Source organism: Xenorhabdus bovienii (genome assembly GCF_024721015.1).
GTDB lineage: Bacteria > Pseudomonadota > Gammaproteobacteria > Enterobacterales > Enterobacteriaceae > Xenorhabdus > Xenorhabdus bovienii.
In genome coordinates this window covers 12898-33139 of the sequence record NZ_JANAIF010000034.1, presented here as the reverse complement: position 1 = coordinate 33139, position 20242 = coordinate 12898, and the positions used below count along the sequence as shown (strand labels likewise).

Sequence of the window (20242 nt, the reverse complement as noted above, 5' to 3'; positions counted from 1 at the left end):
ATAGGTAAATATAATAGGTATGGAACTATATGGAATTAAATGAAAATTTCTTAACTATCCGCCGATACCTCGCCAAACAACATGTCTTCACTCTCTGCACTTCCTCACCACAAGATCTATGGTGTGCAAGTTGCTTCTATGCGTTTGATGCCGATAGTATGGCATTCTGGTTTATGACCGAACCGGATACCCGCCACGGCCAGATGATGCAGCAAAACCCAGTAGTTGCCGGCACTGTTGCAGGGCAATCCCGTAACATTGCCCAAATCAAAGGTATTCAATTCCGTGGTGAAATCACACCGCTGACAGGCGAAGCCGAAACTCTTGCCAGAGCACGTTATTGCCGTCGTTTTCCCGTCGCCCTCGCTGCAAAATCCCCTATCTGGCGACTCAGCCTGAGTGAAATCAAAATGGTGGATAACACCCTTGGTTTTGGCAAAAAACTGAATTGGCAACGTTAACGTCAGCGTAAAAAATTGATCTAACATAAAGAAAGAATAAGTTATTTTGCCGCGCTGATGACAGATAAGATCGAAGAAATCACAGCTCTGATACTGAAACTATCAGAGCTGAGAGAGCAGAGAATTAGCTGCGAACCGCAATGGCTTCGATTTCGATTTTCACGTCTTTTGGCAGACGGGCAACTTCAACACATGAACGAGCAGGGAATGGCGCGTTATGTTCATTGAAGAACGCTTCATAAGCTGCGTTTACGGTGGCGAAGTCATTCAAGTCTTTGACAAATACCGTGGTTTTCACGATATCAGCCACTTTCAGACCAGACTGTTCGATGATCGCCTTGACGTTCTCCAGAGATTGGCGAGCTTGGGCGGTAATGTCTTCAGGGATGTCACCGGTTTTTGGATCAACAGGGATCTGGCCGGAAGTGATAACCATACTGCCCAGATCAACACCCTGAACATAAGGGCCGATTGCTGCTGGTGCATTTTCGGTATGAATGGAACGTGACATGAGAAACTCCTGTTTAACGTCTGAATGAAAAAATATGAGAGCCAACCATTATAGTGACCTCCAGTCCTGCTTCAACTGGTACAGGGCAGCTTATACCCTTCATCTTGAAATCCCTTGGGATAGGACTCATCTTGGCAGAATGCTAGTCGTTGTTAATGACTGCCTGACGGTCAAATTCTTTCTCACAGTATTTGCAGCGAACGATCACATCGTCGGCGGTGGGTATGACATAAAAGCTGCTCTCAACGGGTTCATTGTGACTGATACAATTACTGTTCGGACACACGAGAATACTGTCTATCTGCTCTGGCAGGTTGATGGGTACCTTCTTCACGACTTCGTAATTTTCAATATTATTGACTGTGGCATGGGGAGCATACATCGCGAGCTGGTTCGCCTGCTGTTCTGTGAGAAAAGTATTTTCAATCTTGATCAGGTCTTTTCTGCCTAGTTGATTGGAAGGCAGGTTCAAGCCAATGGTAATGCGCTGATCTGTTTCTGTGAGTTTGAACAGGGACAATAATTTGAAACCGATGTGAGCCGGAATGTGATCGATAACGGTGCCACATTTAATGGCTTCTACTTGTAATTGATGGTCTTGGGTCATGTTGTGTCATGAATACCGTTCAGGTATTCCTCCTCCGGATATTAGGGGATCAAGGGCATGTACCTATTCTGTCACATAAGATTTGGCATTTCACCCTGCATAAATCAGTCTTTGACGCATCCAGCGATACCTTGTTTGAGCTGTGAATGATAGCGGATGGAATAAAGAAATATTAATTAAAAGCCCAACTTACTTGTCTCAATAATATAAGTAAAAAATACATGAGGTATTATTATCTATTTAATTTAATAGACTATTTTAATTGTTTTTTCATGCGGAAAATAAAAATTGATGAGACGTGGTTTTGTTGCTAATCTGTAAAGGTATTGTTATTGATTGTAAAGTAAAACTAATAACTTAATTCGTATTTTTAAAATAACAAATAAAAACCCTATCCATTCGAATATGACAATATAAGGGCGAATATGTTTCTATCTATTGCTATGGAAAATAACACCGTGGATAAAATCGCTGTGGAAAAACTTTTTGATTGGGAAGTGATTAATGGAGTATCTATCAATGAATGTCATGAACCTTTAGAAATAATTACTGATACAGATAAGTTAAAACAGCAATCTGTTTATTTTCTTGCTGATATAAAAGGTTCCATTGAATATTGTACCGTAAGAGAAAGTGTCGCCAGAAAATTAGTGATGGCATCACAACTGCTACCTCCTCATTTAGGGCTTTTGGTATTAGATGGCTGGCGTTCGCGGGAAACTCAGCAGGCATTACAGGAGCAAACACAGATAAAAATAGCTGACCAATATCGCCATTTATCTGTTGAAGAACAGAAGGCACTTTTGCAGCAGTTTGTGGCTCCTGCGCCTACGGAACAGCACCAAATCAGTCCCCATCTGACGGGCGGTTCCGTGGATGTGACGCTATTTGACGTGGCATCTGGCAAGCCCCTGTTTCTGGGGACTGAATTTGACGAAGTGACTGAGCTGTCTTATACGGCGGCGTTAGAAAAAGAACCTGAAAAAAATATGCCGGCCACCTTATATCGTCGGTTATTGTATAACGCCATGATTCAGGTTGGTTTTACCAACTTACCTACGGAATGGTGGCATTATGATTACGGTAATTCTCTGTGGGCATTTTATAAAAACGATATTGCCATTTATGGTGCTGTAGATGGAACGCGAAAAAGATAACGAAATCGTTAATTCTGTAATAAATGACAAAATAAAAATGATTTTATCGACTTGAACAACACCAGGGAAAATAATGAACAATACTTTAATTACATCTGATAATTCATTAATGCTTTGGGCTTTTATTATGATTGCGGTTACTGCGGCAATTATGGTAGAGCAGCGATACCGATGGGCATCTAAAATACCAGGTGCAGTTATCGCACTGATTATTGCGGTATTAGCGTCTAACTTAAATATCATTCCAACAGAAGCTCCCGTTTACGATGCGGTTTGGGGATATATCGTGCCATTAGCGATCCCCTTGTTGTTATTCAAAACCAATTTACACAGTATTATCAAAGAAAGTTGGCGATTACTGATCTTATTTTTGATTTCTTCCGTTGCCACCATGATTGGCGCGATAGTTTCTTTCCGGCTTTTCAAGGATCATATCCCGGAACTAGATAAAATCAGCGGTATGATTTCGGCTTCATATACAGGAGGAGGTGTCAACTTTGCGGCAATGGCAGCTAAATTGGAACCTTCCCAAAGTATGACGGCATCCACTATCGTGGCGGATAATATGATGATGGCAGGTTACTTTATTATCCTGATCGCATTATCTGGCTGGACAGTGGCAAGGAAGTTCTGGGGCAGTCCTCATACTGACGCAATAGATAACGATCCAGACTTGGATAAATCCCAGACTTTTGCAGCCGCTTATTGGAAACCGAAAAATATCGCTCTGAAAGACATCGCCTTATCGCTGGCATGGTCGATTTTTATCGTCGCGCTGTCATTTCAGTTATCTACATGGCTAAAAGCCTTACTGGGGCAACCAAACAGTATTTATCAGGAACTGCTTTTCAGTTTGATATCCGATAAATACCTGATCCTCACAACCGTGACGTTTACCCTCGTCTCGATCTTTAAAGAGACATTCAGCAAACTGAATGGCACACAGGAATTGGGGACTTATGCCATTTATATGTTCTTTGTCGTGATTGGCATTCCGGCATCAATTGAAGCCATTATTAGCCATGCACCACTGCTGTTTGCTTTCGTCTTTGTGATTGCCATGATCAACCTGTTACTGACTTTTTCCGTGGGGAAAGTATTTAAATTCAGTCTGGAAGAGAACATTCTGGCCTGTAACGCCAATATCGGAGGGCCAACAACGGCAGCCGCTATGGCAATTAGCCGCGGCTGGGTCAATCTGGTCGGCCCGATTATGGTGATTGGTACAGTCGGTTATGTGATTGGCAACTATGTGGGGACTTTTGTGTACTTTATTGTGGGGCGAATGTAATTGAGGTTGTACTACGATAAATATCACTCATTTTTATTTAACTAAAATATTTATTGATATTTATTTATCTAAATAATGAGAGCCTAATGGAATAGGCTAATTTTAATTTTTGAAATTATTATTTCAACCCACCATCTATAATAATATTCCATTGTTTAAATTCATTTTTTCTTTGAATTGATTAAATAAGGCCTTGAAGCCTAAATTAAAAATAGCAATTGTTCTACTTCGTTAATTTTTTATATGATCTATTTTGTATATGTCTCAGTCGTTATCGTAAACATCACGAAAATCATCCAAAATAAGCAATCAGTTATAAAACAGTTGCCTATAAAGTTACCAATAGAAATAGTATGGTTAATTTGAGGAACTGACATAGCACTCTCAATAGTAATAGATCGGTTTTTCCGTTGCCTAAGAACGGAATAAGTATCACAATGGATCATTATTAAAGAGGAAACCATTGTTTAGATTATAGCTATATCATGAATATTACTGCTCGATTCTCTCCTATGATTAAAACCGTGGTTATCCTTCAATAAGCCAACTCGGTGTTATTGGTTCACCTGCCAACATGTGGCCAATTTTTTGACCACTAGGTTAAAAAATAGAGATTTTTATGAAATTCAAATCAAAAATAGAACCTTATCACTCCGCTGCGGGTGGTTGGGGTTCACTAGAGGCAACAACACGTTTTGTTTTTGATAGTAAACAAGCCTTAAAAAATATGGTTAACCTGATGCGCATGAACAAAGCCAAAGGCTTTGATTGCCCGGGATGCGCGTGGGGAGATGACAACAAAAGCCTGTTCAGTTTCTGTGAGAACGGGGCTAAGGCAATGACTTGGGAAGCGACTCGCCGGCATGTCGATCGGGCATTTTTTGCGACTTATAGCGTCAGTAAACTCTACCAACAGAGTGACTACTTCCTTGAATATCAGGGGCGGGTTGTTGAACCGATGCGTTATAACCATCAGACGGATCACTATGAACCGATTAGCTGGGATGATGCTTTTACCTTGATAGCCAAATACATTAAGGCGATGGAAAACCCTAATCAGCTAGAGTTGTATACCTCCGGTCGAGCCAGTAATGAAGCGTCATGGCTTTATCAGTTGTTTGGCCGCGTGTTGGGAACGAATAATTTTCCAGATTGCTCAAATATGTGCCATGAAGCCAGTGGTTACGGCCTGCTGAAGAGTTTGGGTGTGGGTAAGGGAACCATTCGGCTGGATGATTTTGATCATGCTGATGCCATCTTCGTTTTCGGTCAGAATCCCGGTACAAACCACCCACGGATGCTACACAGTTTACGCCATGCAGCTGAACGCGGCGCACGGATCGTCACCTTTAATACCCTACGCGAACGGGGTTTAGAACGTTTTGCCGATCCACAAAAGCCGCTCGAAGTGATTACCCCAATGGCAGGCGCTATCAGCCATCGTTATTATCAGCCCAAACTTGGCGGAGATATGGCTGTGGTCAGGGGAATGGTCAAGGCACTGTTAGAAACTCACAACGCATTTCTGGCGGCTGGCAAATCAGGTATTTTTGATCTGGAATTTATTTCGACTCACACGGAAGGTGTGGACGCTTATTTGCAAGAAGTTGCTGTAACGGAATGGGCATTTATTGAGAACCAATCCGGTCTGACGCAGACACAGTTACGTGAGGCGGCCACCATTTATCAGCATGCTGATCGGGTTATCTGTACTTGGGCAATGGGGATAACTCAACATAAACACTCTTTGGATACTGTCCGTGAAATCGCAAACCTTCAATTGCTGTTTGGGCAGTTGGGTAAAAGCGGTGCGGGGCTTTGTCCGGTGCGTGGTCACAGTAATGTGCAGGGTAATCGCACGATGGGGATTAATGAACAACCCTCGAAGGCTTTCCTTGATAGCATGGCTGAACATTTTGGTTTCGAGCCTCCTCGTTCCCACGGCCATCATGTTGTGAAAGCATTGAGTGCCATGCTGCGTGATGAAGTAAGAGTACTGATCGCGTTGGGAGGAAACCTTGCGGTAGCAGCGCCAGATAGCCCACGCACAGAAGAGGCGCTTCGACACTGTGATCTTACTGTTCATATCAGTACAAAACTTAACCGGAGTCATCTTGTTACCGGTAAAAAAGATGCCCTTATCCTGCCGGCACTGGGGCGTACTGAACAGGATATTCAGCTCAGTGGAGCGCAGTTTATTACGGTAGAAGATTCTTTCAGCATGGTGCATGCTTCAGAAGGGCTGAACAAACCTTTATTTGATACTCAACGCTCTGAGACGGCGATTGTTGCTGGTATTGCCAATGCGGTAGTGGGAAATACAGCAACGATTAACTGGTTAGCATTAGCCGGAGATTACAATAAAATCCGCGATCACATTGCTGCGACCATTCCGGGGTTTGCCGATTTTAATAAAAAATGTGAACAACCCGGTGGTTTCTATCTTGGCAATGCAGCGGCGGATCTGCGTTTTTCTACACCGAGTAAAAAGGCGCAGTTCAGTGATGCCTCACTGCCGGAAAATCTCTTCCCGCAACTGGGTAAAACAGACGTTCCTTTTACTCTGCAAACCTTGCGCTCTCACGATCAATATAACACCACCATCTATGGTTTGGATGACCGTTATCGTGGGGTTTATGGTCAGCGGGAGGTGCTCTTTATGAATCCAGAAGATATTGCTTTATTGGGGTATCAAGCGGGAGATCGGGTTGATATCGAGACGGTATGGAATGATGGTATTGAGCGCAAAGTGTATGGCTTTAAGCTGGTTCCTTACGCCATTCCACGCGGGAATCTTGCGGCCTATTACCCGGAAACCAATCCATTAGTGCCGATGGATAGCATCGGTGATGGTACGGGCACACCAACATCAAAATCTGTGCCGGTTAAATTATCTCTGACTGATATTAATGACACTAAACCTCAGCGCCTTGTATAGCTATTTGTAGTTCAATGAAAAATACGCCTCCAATCAGGAGGCGTTATCAGATTCGTCCAGAGCGGCTAGCGTGAGTGCCTGCTGGCCGATCAGTGGAGTGGGTGTTGCGCCATAGAGGGTTTCAGTTATCTTTCTGATTTTCTCTGTTGAGTTTTTCCAGTGCTTCCAGCACGCTTGCCAATTGTTTATCAAAATCGAAAGGCCGACTTCTGGTACGCCAAAGCAGAGAACGGCTAGGTTTAAAATCAATTTCACTGACCGCTTGTTTTCCCTCAATCAGGTATTTGACAATGAAGGCATGTATGTCAGTTTGTGTCACTTTGTTCTTCACGCCCCATAAAGAGATATCGGCATCATGCAGCCGAAAATCATGGGAAGTCAGTTCTTTTCGAGGAGTCACGCCATAGAGTGTCAATCCCGAGGGTTCTGCCTGACCTGAGATTTTCACCTGTGGATAATAGGCCGCATAGATCTGCGCCCAACGCCAGCTATAAATCAGTCGCCGATGTCGATCAATCACAATTTGGTGTTGAGGCCAGAAGAAACAGACATGAAATAGCAGAGGGATAAACAGCAGGGCTAAACCGCCAAATCCAAAAAAATAAGAAATGACGATATCAGTCATAGAATAATTATTAAGCTTGAATTTTTTGTGATACTCAATGTAGTCCCAGAAGGGAAGGGTATAATTTTTGTCAAAATTCAAGTTAGCGAGATAGCGTTCTTCTTCCAGTGATTCTGGTAAATCATTGCGCAGGTGGAATTCCTGACCATATTGAATACGAGCTTTGCTCAACATTCCCCGTGCAGTCAGTTCTTCCCAGCCTTTTACCGAGTTAAAGTTGTCAATACCGTTCCATAAGATGAGAGAACTGATCATCAGATAGGACAGGAATAGGGCGATACGCAAGCCAGGCCGCGTACTGCGCAGGACACATTGGTTATCATCAATACTATTCAGGGTAGAAAACACTTTCAGTGTCTTCAGGTTTTTTCTTTCCATCGGCCGAGTCAGTAGTGAGGCTTGTTGTTCAACCAGAGTGGAAGGCGGTTTCTGGTGCGCAAGTGGGTTGGCGTCATCACTGGTTGCCGAATGTGCGTCGAGTGCAGCCAATATACGTGTTAATTGCGCATCAAAATCAGCGGGTTTTTTATCCCTGCGCCATAATAGGACTGGGAAACGTGTAAAATTGGTGGCAGCAACGGCGTCTTTTCCCTGTAACAAGTATTTGATGATAAAAGCGAGAACTTCATCCTGCTGTTTTTTCGTGATCATGCCAGCGAGGACGGAAAGACAAGGCTGGAATGCCCGGCGAGCTAGTGAGTTGTGACCATTCAGAGTATACAAGGCCAATCCCATAGCTTTTATTCCTGTACTACCAAAGAGGGAAATGCCTACCTGTGGGTAGCGTGCGGCGTATACTTTTCCGCGATGCCAACTGAAAAGCAATTGCCGTTTGCGGTCAATAAATATGGGTGGGGACAGAGGATAGAAAAAGCAGAGATAGATAAACAGCAAGGAAAGGCTGATTAATAGGCCAAAATGGACAATATCGTTAATAAGGGTTTGTACTCCATTTTCAAAGTAATTATAGCGAAAATACAGGTACTTTTTAAATGAGATACTATTGTCATAACCTATGGCACGGAGTTTTTCTGCATACCCCGGTAATTTTTCACGCAGAAAAAAATCATTTCCAAATTCCTCTCTGGATATTTTTACCATATTCATAATGAATTTTTCGTTGCCTTTTCTGTATTCAATAAAATTTTGAACACTGACGTAAAGGGCAAGTAGCATACCGATCAGCATAGGAAATACGAGTATCGCACGGGCAAGACGCTGTTGGTTGCGCAGGGTACATTGGTTATCGTCAATGCTATTTAATGGCAGATAGCCTTTCAAATCTTCCTGACTTTTTCTCTCTAATGGTATCGCTATCAGTTCTTCCTGCTGATCGATAAGTGGAGTGGGAGTTATATCATGAATGGAATAACGTAATTTTTTTGACCAACTCATTTTTATCGTATCTCCTCATCTTTAAATCCTATGATGGCTGTTTCTTGTAGACTTTGGCCTGCCAGATAACGTAGTGGTATCACAGTGTCTTGGAATGGTATGTAGTGCCAGAATAATTTGGCACTTTCCTCATAGGGATAGGGGTATTTATCCTCAAAGGTGATGGTAAGGTGACGTGAACCATTCTTGTCCTCCGATGAAGATCTTTGAAATGCTTCACGGAATCTTACTGTCATTTCTTCATCATAAAGATAAAGTTTACCGTCAATTTCTTCTGCTTTTGCTTTCAGTTTTTCATAATATATTTTTTCTTGTTCAAATGACGCCATATGTTGCTGAATACGATCAACAGGAGCTGTTCTACCTGCCACCCAGCTATTAACAGGTTTAGGTAAGGGACTGTAGAATGCATAATGAAGGTCAGAGCATCCTTCCTGAAATGCAGGTAAAATAAAAGTGTACTTATTATTGTATTTATTGTTCTTCATCAATGTCCTATTGATGATGAGTTGAGGCATAAATAATATGTTTAAAAATTCTTGTTGTTCAATATAAAATGTATGCTCGGTTTCATTATTCATCTTTCTAGCAGTTTTTAATTGTGAATCCATATCGGGGCGTGTTTCCATGTTCCAAAATGGGTACATATTCCCTTTTCCCCAAAAACAATTATAAATTAGATTCTCCATGTCTGAGCGATTGAAAAGCATAAGACCAATAGTACCTCCGATGATAAATAGCCAGCCAATAACGTTAAGAGTTAGTAATAGTGTTGATGCTACGCCAAAAATATTTGTGATACCTAAAGCGACACCTCCCAGTGCCATAGCATAATGGCTGTATTGTGCACCAATATTACCAACTGCTCCTGCTTTTTGTCCGTCGATAAAAGAAATAAAAGCACCTATAATACTGACTAACCCGATGGCTGTTTTTACTGCTATTTTATTCCCTAGCGCCACCGTTTTGTTTGAGATTTTATCGAGTTTATAGAGTAAAGCAGGAGATGACTTGGGTAATAATTTAGGCATATATTCGGTTACTGTTGAAGTGACCGATAATATATCAGCTGTTAATGAGACAAGGGCTGTACTGAATTTAATTGAATCATAAGCCGCACTGTATTTATGCTGGTCTAGTGGATTATTTTGATTGAATTTAGATTGAATAACAACAGAACTTGCTGTCTTAATATTGAGGAATAAGCTAACACCTGGAACCGTTTTTTCCAGTAATATTGAGGTCTTTTTAGTGCCAACCTTGAGAAAATTGAGAGAGTCATCAAGGCTAACTATCAAACCAAGTTTGATGTTTATACTGGCTTGGCTAGCTACAGATTTTATTGAATTTCCCATTTTTTTGGTGGAATTTTCTAATTTCTGCTCAGCGTCGCTAACGGGTAAGATTTTTTGTTGTTGTGCACGGAAAAGAGATTCCGAGTAGCGAAGCTTTTTAAATATAGGATTGAACTTGGGCATCTTTGGTCTTTTTTTACCCGAAGTATGCTGTACTTTTGTGGCTTCTATCTCAAGTCGTTTCAGAATATATTCGAATTCTTGACGGCTTAGAGGAATTCCTTGACGGTAATCAATAACAAAGCCGAATGGTTTCAATAAAGCGGGAACAATTTTCTGAGAAATAAATTGAATGGCGGAATGACTCAAATGGGTCAGTAAATCTCTCGCCTTGGTCACTCCTGTTTCCATTAGAGCAACTGCTTTCCCCAAAATTCTACCAAAGACATTTAAAAAACGGTCTGATACCCGCTTCATTACCACCGATAGTCTGGATTTAGCTTCGCCAGTGTAACTATGGGTGACGATTTTTACTACTCCTGTCGCCGCTATTTCCCAAGTATTGGAGCTATATTGAAATTCATGTATATCAGAAGCGGTAGAAATTGAGGTATTGATTTCCGATTCTGGGGATTGTGGAGCATCAGAGGAGGTTCTCTGTGCTTCTTGCATCTCAGAGTTTTCGACTGATTGCGATATTAGTTCTTCCAGCATTTTTTCCGATGGAATGGAGTGCTGTAACCCATCAAAAATATCAGAGATAAGATCGATAAAAGTGTCAATTTCTTGAAAGTCACTTTCTTGTATTATTTTCTTATCATTATGAACGGAAAAGAAATACTTGAAGTAGTTATCAAGACTACCTACTTGAGCGGTTACGGCTTTTTCACTGGCAAATGCTTTGAAAAGTTTAGAAAAAGTTTCTTGCCGTTTTTCAAATTCTAGATATTCATCTCTTATTAGTGGCCAATATTTATGTGCATTTCTCTGATTAACGGAGCCTGCGACTTTCAGGTATTGTGCTGCTGACATACGGGACTTAACAAGGCTATCAACATACATTCCAATCGTCAGTGGATAGGCATTAAGCTTAGCATTGTGCTGTTGCCATTCCGTCAGAATATCATGCGCCTCCAAAATCTCTTTCTGCCGCCCAACGGGATCATGCAGGATCACAATCCGTGCTTTTTCCTGATAGCACAATTTACTGCGGATCTCTTTCGCAATATTTTCCGCATCCATTTCATAGGATAACTGTGTCGTCAGCTCATCAATCCTGATGGATTCTAAATCCAACTCTTCAAAGTTCTTGGCATCGATTTTGGCTTTAGCCGTCGCAAACTGCTCTTTGCGAATCTTGTAGTCCTGAATCAGCCTAGTGAAGTTGGCTTCCGTAGCTTCAATGGCATGTGTCTGTTTATCGTCATCCAGGTTAATGAACTGCATGGTTTTTTGCCGCAGCGTTTCATCGCTGTCCATGCGGGCAATCACATCGGGATGCCAAAGGTGTTCACTGTAGGCAATGCTGATTTTGGAAACATCTTTCGATACAAACAGAAAAGGATATCCTTCTCCACGTAGGCCGGGCTCGGGTTCCACACCATCACGGGCATTTTTTCTGTTGCGGTATATAAACTTCCTGAAACGCTCGATTCGCGGGCTTTCGCCATTATTCCCAGAATCTTTTGGAACATCATATTTAAAAATATGAAAATATGATGTTCCACTGGGGCGATGCTTCATATCGCCTTCTTCTTTAATGTAAATCCAGCCGGGACGCATCAAACGGGCGGCATAACCTTTACTTTCTTCCAGAGACGTGGCGGACATTAAGGTGTGAATATCAGGAGGAGCTTCTGGTTTCACCAGATTTTCACCGAAAAAGTTCACATAGGCATAGCGGACAGGGTAGAGCGGCTTAATATTAGAGTCGCATGGAGAAAGGGGACTCCCCATCTCAAGCCGGGATAGCGAATGATCTGCATTTGTCGTCAAGTCTTGCATTGAAGTTGTCATGGCTGGCTCCGTGTTGTTGGGGTAAAGCATTCCTTGAGAAGTTTGTAAGCGCGCGCTTCCTGATTGGAAGGTTCAGACAAGACAGTGTTCAGCGAGTGGTTCCAGAAGGCTTCGTTTTTGACGGTGACAGACTTCGCCATAATATAATAAAGCCCAGTCAGTTCCAGCGTGAAACCGTGCAGGTAAGCGTAATTGGCATGTTTGATAATAAAGGTCGACAGTTGTTCTTCAGGAACCTGGCTTTGCTGTTGGATATTCTCTTTAATAAATACCGAAACCTTATGGAAGAACTTCTGCTCCATATATCGCTCATAATTTCGGTTCATCCTGTCGTTGATTGTCACCGTTTCAAGTTTGGTTGCTCTGAGGCTTTCCGCCACAGCAGCTTTCATCATGTTATTTTCATGACCGAAGGCGTAGAGAGCACCGATGTGTCGCATAAAGGAAGCCAGCGCACCACGGGATAGACCTTTTAAGGTCAAATCCAGTGTCGGAGGGTAGTAGAACCGGAAAAACACCCAATTTTGGCTGCGTTCTTGCTTCAGGTAGGGATATTTACGCAGATGGTTATACAGCTCATCAAATGTACTATCGCTATGGATAAAAATGCCAATATCCGGCGTGTAATGGGTGATGAAGATATCTCGCAAAAATCCGATATCCTCATGGCCTGTCAGCTCAATGAGATAAGGTGCTGCATCTTCAAGGGCGATCTGGGTTTCTCCCTTGAAAAGACAACGATAAGGCAGGCCGGATACCATTAGTGAAGGCACAATAAAGTGGCCGGCGTGTTTATGATAAACACCGGCATCTATCACGAGATAGCAGTGGGCATATTTTTTGTTATTTTGGCTTTGCTGATACAACAAAGCATACGTATCCTCACTGATCCAATGTCGGTTGAAGTCGTTTTCATCGGTAAAGGGAGTGCAGGGATACGGTATAATTGCCAGCTCTCCGGTATCAATCGGTAACGATTCGCTGATATCCAGTGCATTCAATATGATGATGGGCTGCACTCCGCTGAGGTTATTGCTGTTCTGGATTAAGTCTTTTTCAAGCCGTTCTGTACTGTCTAAATAGTGCAGAAAAGGAAGGATTTTCTCATATTGGCCTTCATCCGCCCGCAATGTATTTAGCATATAGTCAGATAATTGTTCTATTGCTTGATGCTGGCTGTTGGCCTGAATCAATGCCTGAGCACAGTAACGCTGTGGTTGCTGCGATCCTGAACTATGATAGCCGTATGAAAAATCTGTAACCCAGATATGTTCATATTTTTGATGATAATCTTTTTGCCTGTACATGATGTAATATCGTCAGTTTGTTAATTTTCAGCCAAAATGTTTGGATATTTCAAAGATGATTTTTATTTATTCATTCTTATGTGGACAAATAAGATATAAATAAACAGTGTTTAATAAACACCCATAAAAATTATTGTTATCACTATTGAGTGGAACAGGCGGAGAACAAACGGAAATATCGGATTGTAAATCCATCAACATTATTGCAGATAGAATGATTGTCCTCGATAAATATTTTCTATTATATTCCCTCAATAAGACTACGCAGTTCCAATAAATATTCATTGTTAAGATGATGTTAAATCGATAAAATTATCGAAGGAGGAGATCATACCCCAATTTAAAGGCAGATTAAAACAAGAAAAACCTTGCAAATACACGTCTATTTGAAATTTATTGTTGGGTTTAAAATTATAACGACAAGTTATATTTTTTATCAAAATAATCTTGATAAGTAATAACGAAATAGATTATTGAATAGGATATTATTTATGGATAATAATTTAAATTATTTTCTGATATGTAGATTAAGGAATAAATAATATTACGATCAAAGGATATTTCCCTCAATCGTAATATTAATAACCAGATATTCTTTTTAATTAATTATTTCATCATGCCGATATTTCGACATTTTCATTCAATACCAGCGCCAGCAATGCCTGACGGGCGAAAATGCCGTTACCTGCCTGTTGGAAATAGTAGGCATAAGGGGTTTTATCGACATCTACGGTGATTTCATCGATACGTGGCAGTGGATGCAGCACTTTCAAGTTCTCTTTGACATTAACCAGATCAGTGGCGTGCAGTACGAACTGAGCTTTGATATTGGCGTACTCGGAAGGGTCAAGACGCTCTTTCTGCACACGTGTCATATACAGGATATCCAGTTCAGGCATGACATCTTCAAAGTTATGGTGAATGCTGTAACTGACCTGTTTCTTATCCAGCATATGCAGGATATAGCTTGGCATGGCTAAGGCATCTGGGGCAATAAAGCAGAAATGGTTGCCGCTGAATTTTGCCAGTGCCTGCGTCAACGAGTGGACAGTCCGGCCATATTTCAAGTCACCGACCATAGCAATTTTCAGGTTATCTAGCTTGTGTTGGGTTTCTTGAATGGTGAACAGATCGAGCAGAGTCTGGGTTGGGTGCTGGTTTGCACCATCACCGGCGTTAATGACAGGAATATGGCCGGAAAATTCAGAAGCAAGACGAGCGGCACCTTCCTGTGGATGGCGCATCACAATCGCGTCGGCATACTGGCTGATGATAGAAATGGTATCGGCCAGTGTTTCCCCTTTTTTACCCAAGGAAGTATTGTTGCTGTCAGCAAAGCCGACAACGGAAGCACCGAGTCGCTGAATAGCCGTTTCAAAAGAGAGGCGGGTGCGTGTAGAGGCTTCAAAAAAGCAGCTTGCGATCACCTTGTGTTTCAGTAATTCAGTCTGTGGATTGGCTTTCAATGCTGCTGCCGTCTGCAATACCAATTCCAGATCCGTGCGGCTCAGATCATTAATTGAAATGATATGCTTGCGATATAACGGATTAGCCATGTTTACGTTCCTCTTTTTACTCATAGCCCTGCCTGTCCAGGCAAAAAAAAGCCCCTCAAATGAGGGGCTTTTTCAATGATCGGTTTTGCAATGGGAAGAATAATACGCCCAAGCTGCCAGCAGGCAGTTTTTCGTTAGCTTGATGCTTTGTAACATCGTGTGTGGTGCAGTATTTCATGTTTTCTCCCAGCAAATCGTCGCGCATTATACTCACGATAGCATTCATCGCAAGGTTTGCCGGAAGAAATTTTTATTCTGCGTGATATGGAGAAGGCTGGTGATTGAGGGATACAACCTAGTCATCGTTACTCGGAACAGATGGATAATGGTTTCAATTTGGATTGAGTCCCTCTCTGGTGTTCCATTATTCGAAATAATTATTTCTTTTTGTTTGGACTCTTAAAAATAAGCCAAGTCGAACCAGAATTTCAATCGCTTGGCATTCAATAACGAATTCCATAAGCATTTTTTTATTGCTAATACCGATGATTTCGAAAGCTCTTTTTAAGTGCGTTTTCACAGTATTGCTTTCTATAGATAATAATCTTGCTATATCTTTAATTGATGTATTCAGAGTAGAAAGAGAGAGGCATTCTATTTGTCTGCTAGATAATTGATATCCTAATATCTGATTAATTAATTTATATATTTCGATATTTCTTATATCAAGTGTTGGAGAGCAGGGTAAGCCTATAAGTTGTGTAATAATATTTTGAATATTTATTTTTGTATGGTAATCGATGATTTTTCCATCGTTCATAACAATTTCGGTTGTTCCCTGGCAAGTAACCTGTTTACCTGTCGCAGAAATTGAATAAAATTCACCAAGATGTTTTCCTTTTGCTTCCCAATCAATAATAATATTTTCATTATGAACGTAAAGGTTATTTTCTTTATATACCAAATTAGGAAAGGCTCTGTACCAAATTTTCAACAGTGCTATAAAAGATTCAAATCCAACATAAGTTCCAATAGGGCTTTTGATAATCGTATCTTTTTGTATCATCTGTCTTAAAATATCTGTTGTTTTTTTTGACACCAAAATTTCATTCATGAAATCCCTGGCTTGGATTATATTCATTTCTTTTTGATTAAAAATCATAAATTTTTACTCTTTTATTATTTGTTATTCTTGTTTCTAATTAAAATATTTGATTTTGAGTTGAATTAAATATTTTGGATTATTAAAGTAATTCATATGCGTAATGTCAAGATGTAATAATTTTATGAAATAAAAGTTATAGGATTTTATTAATTATGATGTAATTCGTATCTTTTTGAATATTAATGTTATTTAATGTTTTTTGTTATATTTTTCATTTAAAAATTGATACAGTGGTATTAATTTATATTATAATAAATCAATGTAATTAAATATAATTTGAATAGTTGCGACAAATAACTATGAGTAGAATGGTACTGATTTATATAATCAATACCATAGGAAGTGGATGTTGCTCTGACGTATACTAAGAAAAATTAATTTAATTGCTTTTTATTTTCACTCACTCTGAATTTTTCAAAACAGTAGAGTAGAAGTGAACAGGAAAATGCAGATAAAACGCTATAGTCAAACACGCTTTTAAGTAAGCCAGCCGTTGTCATTGTAACAGCAAAAATTAACAACAAGGCTGCGCTGACTAAAGCGGTTTCTTTGATTTTAAAACCTATTATTAGGAATATAGGCAGAGCAACTTCAAGAATAGTGACTCCCCAACCAAAAATAGGGATCATAAAATCGGGTGCCCAAGGGTTCAAGTGCTTAACAACACCAAGGAATACCGTGAAATTACCCCACGTAATCTGTGGATCACCATATCCACCACATAAACCAAGTCTGTCAGCCACTGCGACCAAATACGCAATCGCAAGTGAATAACGTGCGATTAAAGCTGCATATCTTAATTGAGTTCCGTTTAACATAGGCTTCTCCTGAATTTTATGATTATAGTGTTTCCTGGAAGGAATAATCCAGGAAACATATTATTCAACAGATCAATCAAGCAACTATCTTTATCAAAAGAACTATAATTTATTAGTTGTTATCACCGATACTTATTGCCATTCTGTTTAAGGCATTCATTACTGATATGGCTGAGGTCAGATCAACAAGTTCTTTTTCTGAAAATAATTCTTCAAGACGTTCTCTAAGATCATTAAGATCTTTGTCCCTAAGACCAATGGTTAATGCTTCACACCATTCCAGTGCCAGTACTTCTTTTTGATTGTAAATACGGGAGTTAAACCAACCGGGTAACTTATCCAGCTTTTCTTCCTCAATACCTAGTTTACGCCCCATTTCTGCATGGAGTCTACAACAGTAGGCACAGCCGTTAATTTGTGAGGTTCGCATTTCAACCAAAAGAATAAGTGATTGGTCTAATTCACATTTCTGTATTTCATCATAACATTTATACAGAGGGTTAATTATTTTAGGTGAAATTTTTGCGTAATTCATTGGTGACTCCCATTTACTATTTCAATTGATATAAAAAGATGAATAAAATATAAATCTGATTCTTTGAAAACCTTATTCTAACAGGTTTATGGTGAGTTCATCGCGTGATAGTCTACCACTCCTCAAGAGCAAAGATATAGAAAACTCTAATGGGTCATTTTCAATTAATGATTCAACATTTTCAAACCAAGATTGAGAATTTTGTGCTGCAATATGTAAATTAGATGATTCATTTTGACGATTGTGTTGATAATCTGTAAAACAGGCTGAATCCAGTTTATTGCTTGATTTCAGATTTTCTGCCAGTGCAATGGCATCACCTATTGCTAGCTTAGTCCCAGAACCAATGGAAAAGTGGGCGGAATGCGCTGCATTTCCTAATAAAACTTTTTTATCGTGAGACCAGTGTTTGCTGACTGGTGTAACAAAACGCCGCCAATAAGCTTTTTCACGGCACGTATCATTAATTTGCAATGGATGGCCGCATAAATGTCGGTGAAAGACCTTTTCAAGAAATGCAATGGTTTCTTTCTCATCCATATGTGCAAATCCTGTTTTTGCCCAAGTTTCATGAGTACATTCGACAACAAATGTAGAATGATCATTCTCAAATTTGTAACAATGTGCCCAAAACCAACCTGTTTCTGTCTGCTCGAAAATAAAGTTAAAGGTATCGTTAAATAGATGTGAAGTTCCTAACCATAAGTATAGGTTCTTTCCTTCATCAATGTCAGTGTCGAATTCATTTTTTAACTGATGCCTTATCTTACTGTTGGCGCCATCACTAATAACAGTCAAATCAGCGGGGAAGTTAATAAGATCTTCAGCATTCAATGAAGAGTCGTAATTAATCTTGATACCCAGATCCAGTGCTTTTTTCCTAAGGGTATTGATCATTTCTAACCGACTGATCGCAAGGAATTGATATCCAGATGAACGGAAAGTTTTTTCTTTTATATGAATATCAATATGGTTTAATGTTGAAATATGAGGTCTGAGCTGTTCAACAATACTGGGATCGATATTGGCTAATTGCTGTAACATCGGCTCAGAAAGTACAAGCCCCCAACCCGTTGTAACGTTTGATAAATTACGTTCGTATACAACGACATCACGGCTATGATCCTGCATTTTTGCCAGAATGGAGAACACTAACCCTGCGGGGCCTGCACCAATACACTGTATCTTCATTATATCTACTTCCCAAATTACGTAAATTCGCAAGTATTAGCAAAATCAGTGTAGGCCGTATGCGACACGCTTGATATTCACTAAGTGCTTCCAGATGATCGGATCGGTTGAATGATTGTGGCCAAAAGTCCCACTGCCTTGCATGAATGACACAGGTAGCTCAGTTGTTTCCCCGAGCATGCCCTGTGTTGCTGATGTATTCACCAAAATGCGTCCGGCAGGCATGACGGTTGAGAATTGATGAATTTCATCTGGATCTTCGCTGTGTATTACAGCCGTATGCCCCGCGCCTTCGTTACAAATCAATGAATAGGCAAGAGAAATCCCATTTTCTTCATCGGCAGTATAAAGAGTCAGTATGGGTGCCATTTTTTCGTTGCTGAGAAAATCATTCCTGCCTATTTCAGCGGGTATAACCAGCAATTTAATGGGATAAGCGCGTGAAATGTTGGCTTTAGCGGCCAAAGATGCCGCGCAGACACCAATATTTTCACGGCTTACATACTGGGTTTCTGGGTTAAATAACGTCTGGATAGCCTGCTCAACTTCGCTGCTTGTCAAGATTGCCGCGCCATTGGCTTCTAAAGCTGAGATCAGGTCATTTTTGCTGGCAGGATGTACTATGAGGTTGCTTTCTGAACCGCAAACGATGCCATTATCATATATCTTTCCATTAACAATATTGGCGGCAGTTTTCGGAATGTGAGCGGAACGGCTGATATAGACAGGGACATTGCCAGGCCCCACGCCAAACGCAGGTTTACCAGAACTGTAAGCCGCATGTACCAGATTTCTTCCTCCTGTCGCAAGGATCATGTCTACACCGGGATGCTGCATCAGCATATGGGTTTTATCATGGCTTGGAGGCGTGCAGACTTGAACCAATGAAACGGGCAATCCGTGCTCGGTAAGAACCTGTTGTACCAGATCAATAAATTCATTTGCTAATTTGCCAGTTTTACCGGGATAACTGAAAATGATAGCGTTGCGAGTTTTGATGGAAAGCATGATCTTGAAAAGCGAGTTTGGAATCGGGTTTGTCAATGGGACAACGGCAAAGATCAATCCAACTGGACTGGCATATTCAATGAGCCTTTGGGTTCCACCAAGACGACCATAGGTTTTGGTGCCATATAATCCCTTAAATACTTGGTTGACTACCAAAGCTAATTTGTGTTCTTTATCGTCGGCATTGCCGATACGGGTGACAGCAAGTTCTTTTTCAGCCCATTCCCGGCAGTGAGTGGAAAATATTTTTGCCAAATGGTGAAGACCGTTATCAATATCTTCATCTGACTGTTTTTCCAATTCTTTTTGGGCGATTTTTCCCTGGTCAACCAATTTGTCTATATAGGACGCTGTTTCAGTTTGCTGAACGGTGATATCGATATTTTCATTTATTGTCATGATGTTATCTCCATACATTTTTTATCT

15 protein-coding genes are annotated in these 20242 nt (G+C 40.6%); 4 read left to right on the top strand and 11 right to left on the bottom strand.

Annotated features, from left to right (window positions below; translation table 11 throughout):
* Positions 1-29 precede the first annotated feature (29 nt).
* Positions 30-461: a YhbP family protein gene (locus tag NXS07_RS10815; RefSeq protein ID WP_038222991.1), complete on the top strand. Its 432-nt coding sequence runs from the start codon at positions 30-32 to the stop codon at positions 459-461.
* 124 nt (positions 462-585) lie between these two features.
* Here the strand turns inward: NXS07_RS10815 and ridA are convergent, their stop codons facing one another.
* Positions 586-972, bottom strand: coding sequence for a 2-iminobutanoate/2-iminopropanoate deaminase (ridA, locus tag NXS07_RS10810; RefSeq protein ID WP_038191701.1), 387 nt, complete (start codon positions 970-972; stop codon positions 586-588).
* Positions 973-1114: 142 nt separating this feature from the next.
* A complete protein-coding gene (pyrI, locus tag NXS07_RS10805) occupies positions 1115-1579 on the bottom strand; it encodes an aspartate carbamoyltransferase regulatory subunit (protein ID WP_038184721.1) in 465 nt (154 codons plus the stop codon).
* A 425-nt stretch (positions 1580-2004) separates the two neighbouring features.
* Here pyrI and NXS07_RS10800 point away from each other — a divergent pair, with 425 nt between their 5' ends.
* The 3 genes from NXS07_RS10800 to NXS07_RS10790 all read left to right on the top strand — a co-directional run bounded on the left by NXS07_RS10800 (position 2005) and on the right by NXS07_RS10790 (position 6965).
* On the top strand, positions 2005-2736 hold the full coding sequence (locus NXS07_RS10800; RefSeq protein ID WP_258086730.1) for a M15 family metallopeptidase: 732 nt from the start codon (positions 2005-2007) through the stop codon (positions 2734-2736).
* Positions 2737-2809: 73 nt separating this feature from the next.
* Positions 2810-4027, top strand: a complete 1218-nt coding sequence (locus NXS07_RS10795; RefSeq protein WP_258086729.1) for a DUF819 family protein — start codon at positions 2810-2812, stop codon at positions 4025-4027.
* A 619-nt stretch (positions 4028-4646) separates the two neighbouring features.
* The gene (locus tag NXS07_RS10790) at positions 4647-6965 is read left to right on the top strand and encodes an FdhF/YdeP family oxidoreductase (protein WP_258086728.1); all 2319 of its coding nucleotides are present in this window, start codon (positions 4647-4649) and stop codon (positions 6963-6965) included.
* Positions 6966-7086: 121 nt separating this feature from the next.
* Here NXS07_RS10790 and NXS07_RS10785 read toward each other — a convergent pair whose 3' ends face one another.
* From NXS07_RS10785 to NXS07_RS10745, 9 genes are all read right to left on the bottom strand, one after another.
* Entirely contained in the window at positions 7087-8985 is a 1899-nt protein-coding gene (locus NXS07_RS10785) for a hypothetical protein (protein WP_258086727.1), read from the bottom strand.
* 2 nt (positions 8986-8987) lie between these two features.
* Positions 8988-12296, bottom strand: a complete 3309-nt coding sequence (locus tag NXS07_RS10780) for a toxin VasX (RefSeq protein ID WP_258086726.1) — start codon at positions 12294-12296, stop codon at positions 8988-8990.
* Complete coding sequence (locus tag NXS07_RS10775) at positions 12293-13603, bottom strand: DUF4123 domain-containing protein (RefSeq protein WP_038222986.1); 1311 nt, start codon at positions 13601-13603, stop codon at positions 12293-12295. The genes NXS07_RS10780 and NXS07_RS10775 overlap by 4 nt, the downstream gene beginning before the upstream one ends.
* Before the next feature lie 614 nt (positions 13604-14217).
* Complete coding sequence (pyrB, locus tag NXS07_RS10770) at positions 14218-15159, bottom strand: aspartate carbamoyltransferase (RefSeq protein WP_258086725.1); 942 nt, start codon at positions 15157-15159, stop codon at positions 14218-14220.
* A gap of 364 nt (positions 15160-15523) precedes the next feature.
* Positions 15524-16240, bottom strand: coding sequence for an ester cyclase (locus tag NXS07_RS10765; RefSeq protein ID WP_258086733.1), 717 nt, complete (start codon positions 16238-16240; stop codon positions 15524-15526).
* A 398-nt stretch (positions 16241-16638) separates the two neighbouring features.
* A complete protein-coding gene (locus tag NXS07_RS10760) occupies positions 16639-17082 on the bottom strand; it encodes a DoxX family protein (protein WP_258086724.1) in 444 nt (147 codons plus the stop codon).
* A gap of 112 nt (positions 17083-17194) precedes the next feature.
* On the bottom strand, positions 17195-17617 hold the full coding sequence (locus NXS07_RS10755; protein WP_038193712.1) for a carboxymuconolactone decarboxylase family protein: 423 nt from the start codon (positions 17615-17617) through the stop codon (positions 17195-17197).
* Between the two features lie 72 nt (positions 17618-17689).
* Positions 17690-18808 carry an FAD-dependent monooxygenase gene (locus tag NXS07_RS10750; RefSeq protein ID WP_051862967.1) on the bottom strand — a complete coding sequence of 373 codons (1119 nt, stop codon included), beginning with the start codon at positions 18806-18808 and terminating at the stop codon, positions 17690-17692.
* 45 nt (positions 18809-18853) lie between these two features.
* Positions 18854-20215: an aldehyde dehydrogenase family protein gene (locus tag NXS07_RS10745; protein ID WP_258086723.1), complete on the bottom strand. Its 1362-nt coding sequence runs from the start codon at positions 20213-20215 to the stop codon at positions 18854-18856.
* Positions 20216-20242 lie beyond the last annotated feature (27 nt).

Bases quoted from the DNA above. Each gene is read 5' to 3' on its own strand.
- NXS07_RS10815 (WP_038222991.1), top strand. From the start codon at position 30: ATGGAATTAAATGAAAATTTCTTAACTATCCGCCGATACCTCGCCAAA.
- ridA (WP_038191701.1), bottom strand. From the start codon at position 972: ATGTCACGTTCCATTCATACCGAAAATGCACCAGCAGCAATCGGCCCT.
- pyrI (WP_038184721.1), bottom strand. From the start codon at position 1,579: ATGACCCAAGACCATCAATTACAAGTAGAAGCCATTAAATGTGGCACC.
- NXS07_RS10800 (WP_258086730.1), top strand. From the start codon at position 2,005: ATGTTTCTATCTATTGCTATGGAAAATAACACCGTGGATAAAATCGCT.
- NXS07_RS10795 (WP_258086729.1), top strand. From the start codon at position 2,810: ATGAACAATACTTTAATTACATCTGATAATTCATTAATGCTTTGGGCT.
- NXS07_RS10790 (WP_258086728.1), top strand. From the start codon at position 4,647: ATGAAATTCAAATCAAAAATAGAACCTTATCACTCCGCTGCGGGTGGT.
- NXS07_RS10785 (WP_258086727.1), bottom strand. From the start codon at position 8,985: ATGAGTTGGTCAAAAAAATTACGTTATTCCATTCATGATATAACTCCC.
- NXS07_RS10780 (WP_258086726.1), bottom strand. From the start codon at position 12,296: ATGACAACTTCAATGCAAGACTTGACGACAAATGCAGATCATTCGCTA.
- NXS07_RS10775 (WP_038222986.1), bottom strand. From the start codon at position 13,603: ATGTACAGGCAAAAAGATTATCATCAAAAATATGAACATATCTGGGTT.
- pyrB (WP_258086725.1), bottom strand. From the start codon at position 15,159: ATGGCTAATCCGTTATATCGCAAGCATATCATTTCAATTAATGATCTG.
- NXS07_RS10765 (WP_258086733.1), bottom strand. From the start codon at position 16,240: ATGAATATAATCCAAGCCAGGGATTTCATGAATGAAATTTTGGTGTCA.
- NXS07_RS10760 (WP_258086724.1), bottom strand. From the start codon at position 17,082: ATGTTAAACGGAACTCAATTAAGATATGCAGCTTTAATCGCACGTTAT.
- NXS07_RS10755 (WP_038193712.1), bottom strand. From the start codon at position 17,617: ATGAATTACGCAAAAATTTCACCTAAAATAATTAACCCTCTGTATAAA.
- NXS07_RS10750 (WP_051862967.1), bottom strand. From the start codon at position 18,808: ATGAAGATACAGTGTATTGGTGCAGGCCCCGCAGGGTTAGTGTTCTCC.
- NXS07_RS10745 (WP_258086723.1), bottom strand. From the start codon at position 20,215: ATGACAATAAATGAAAATATCGATATCACCGTTCAGCAAACTGAAACA.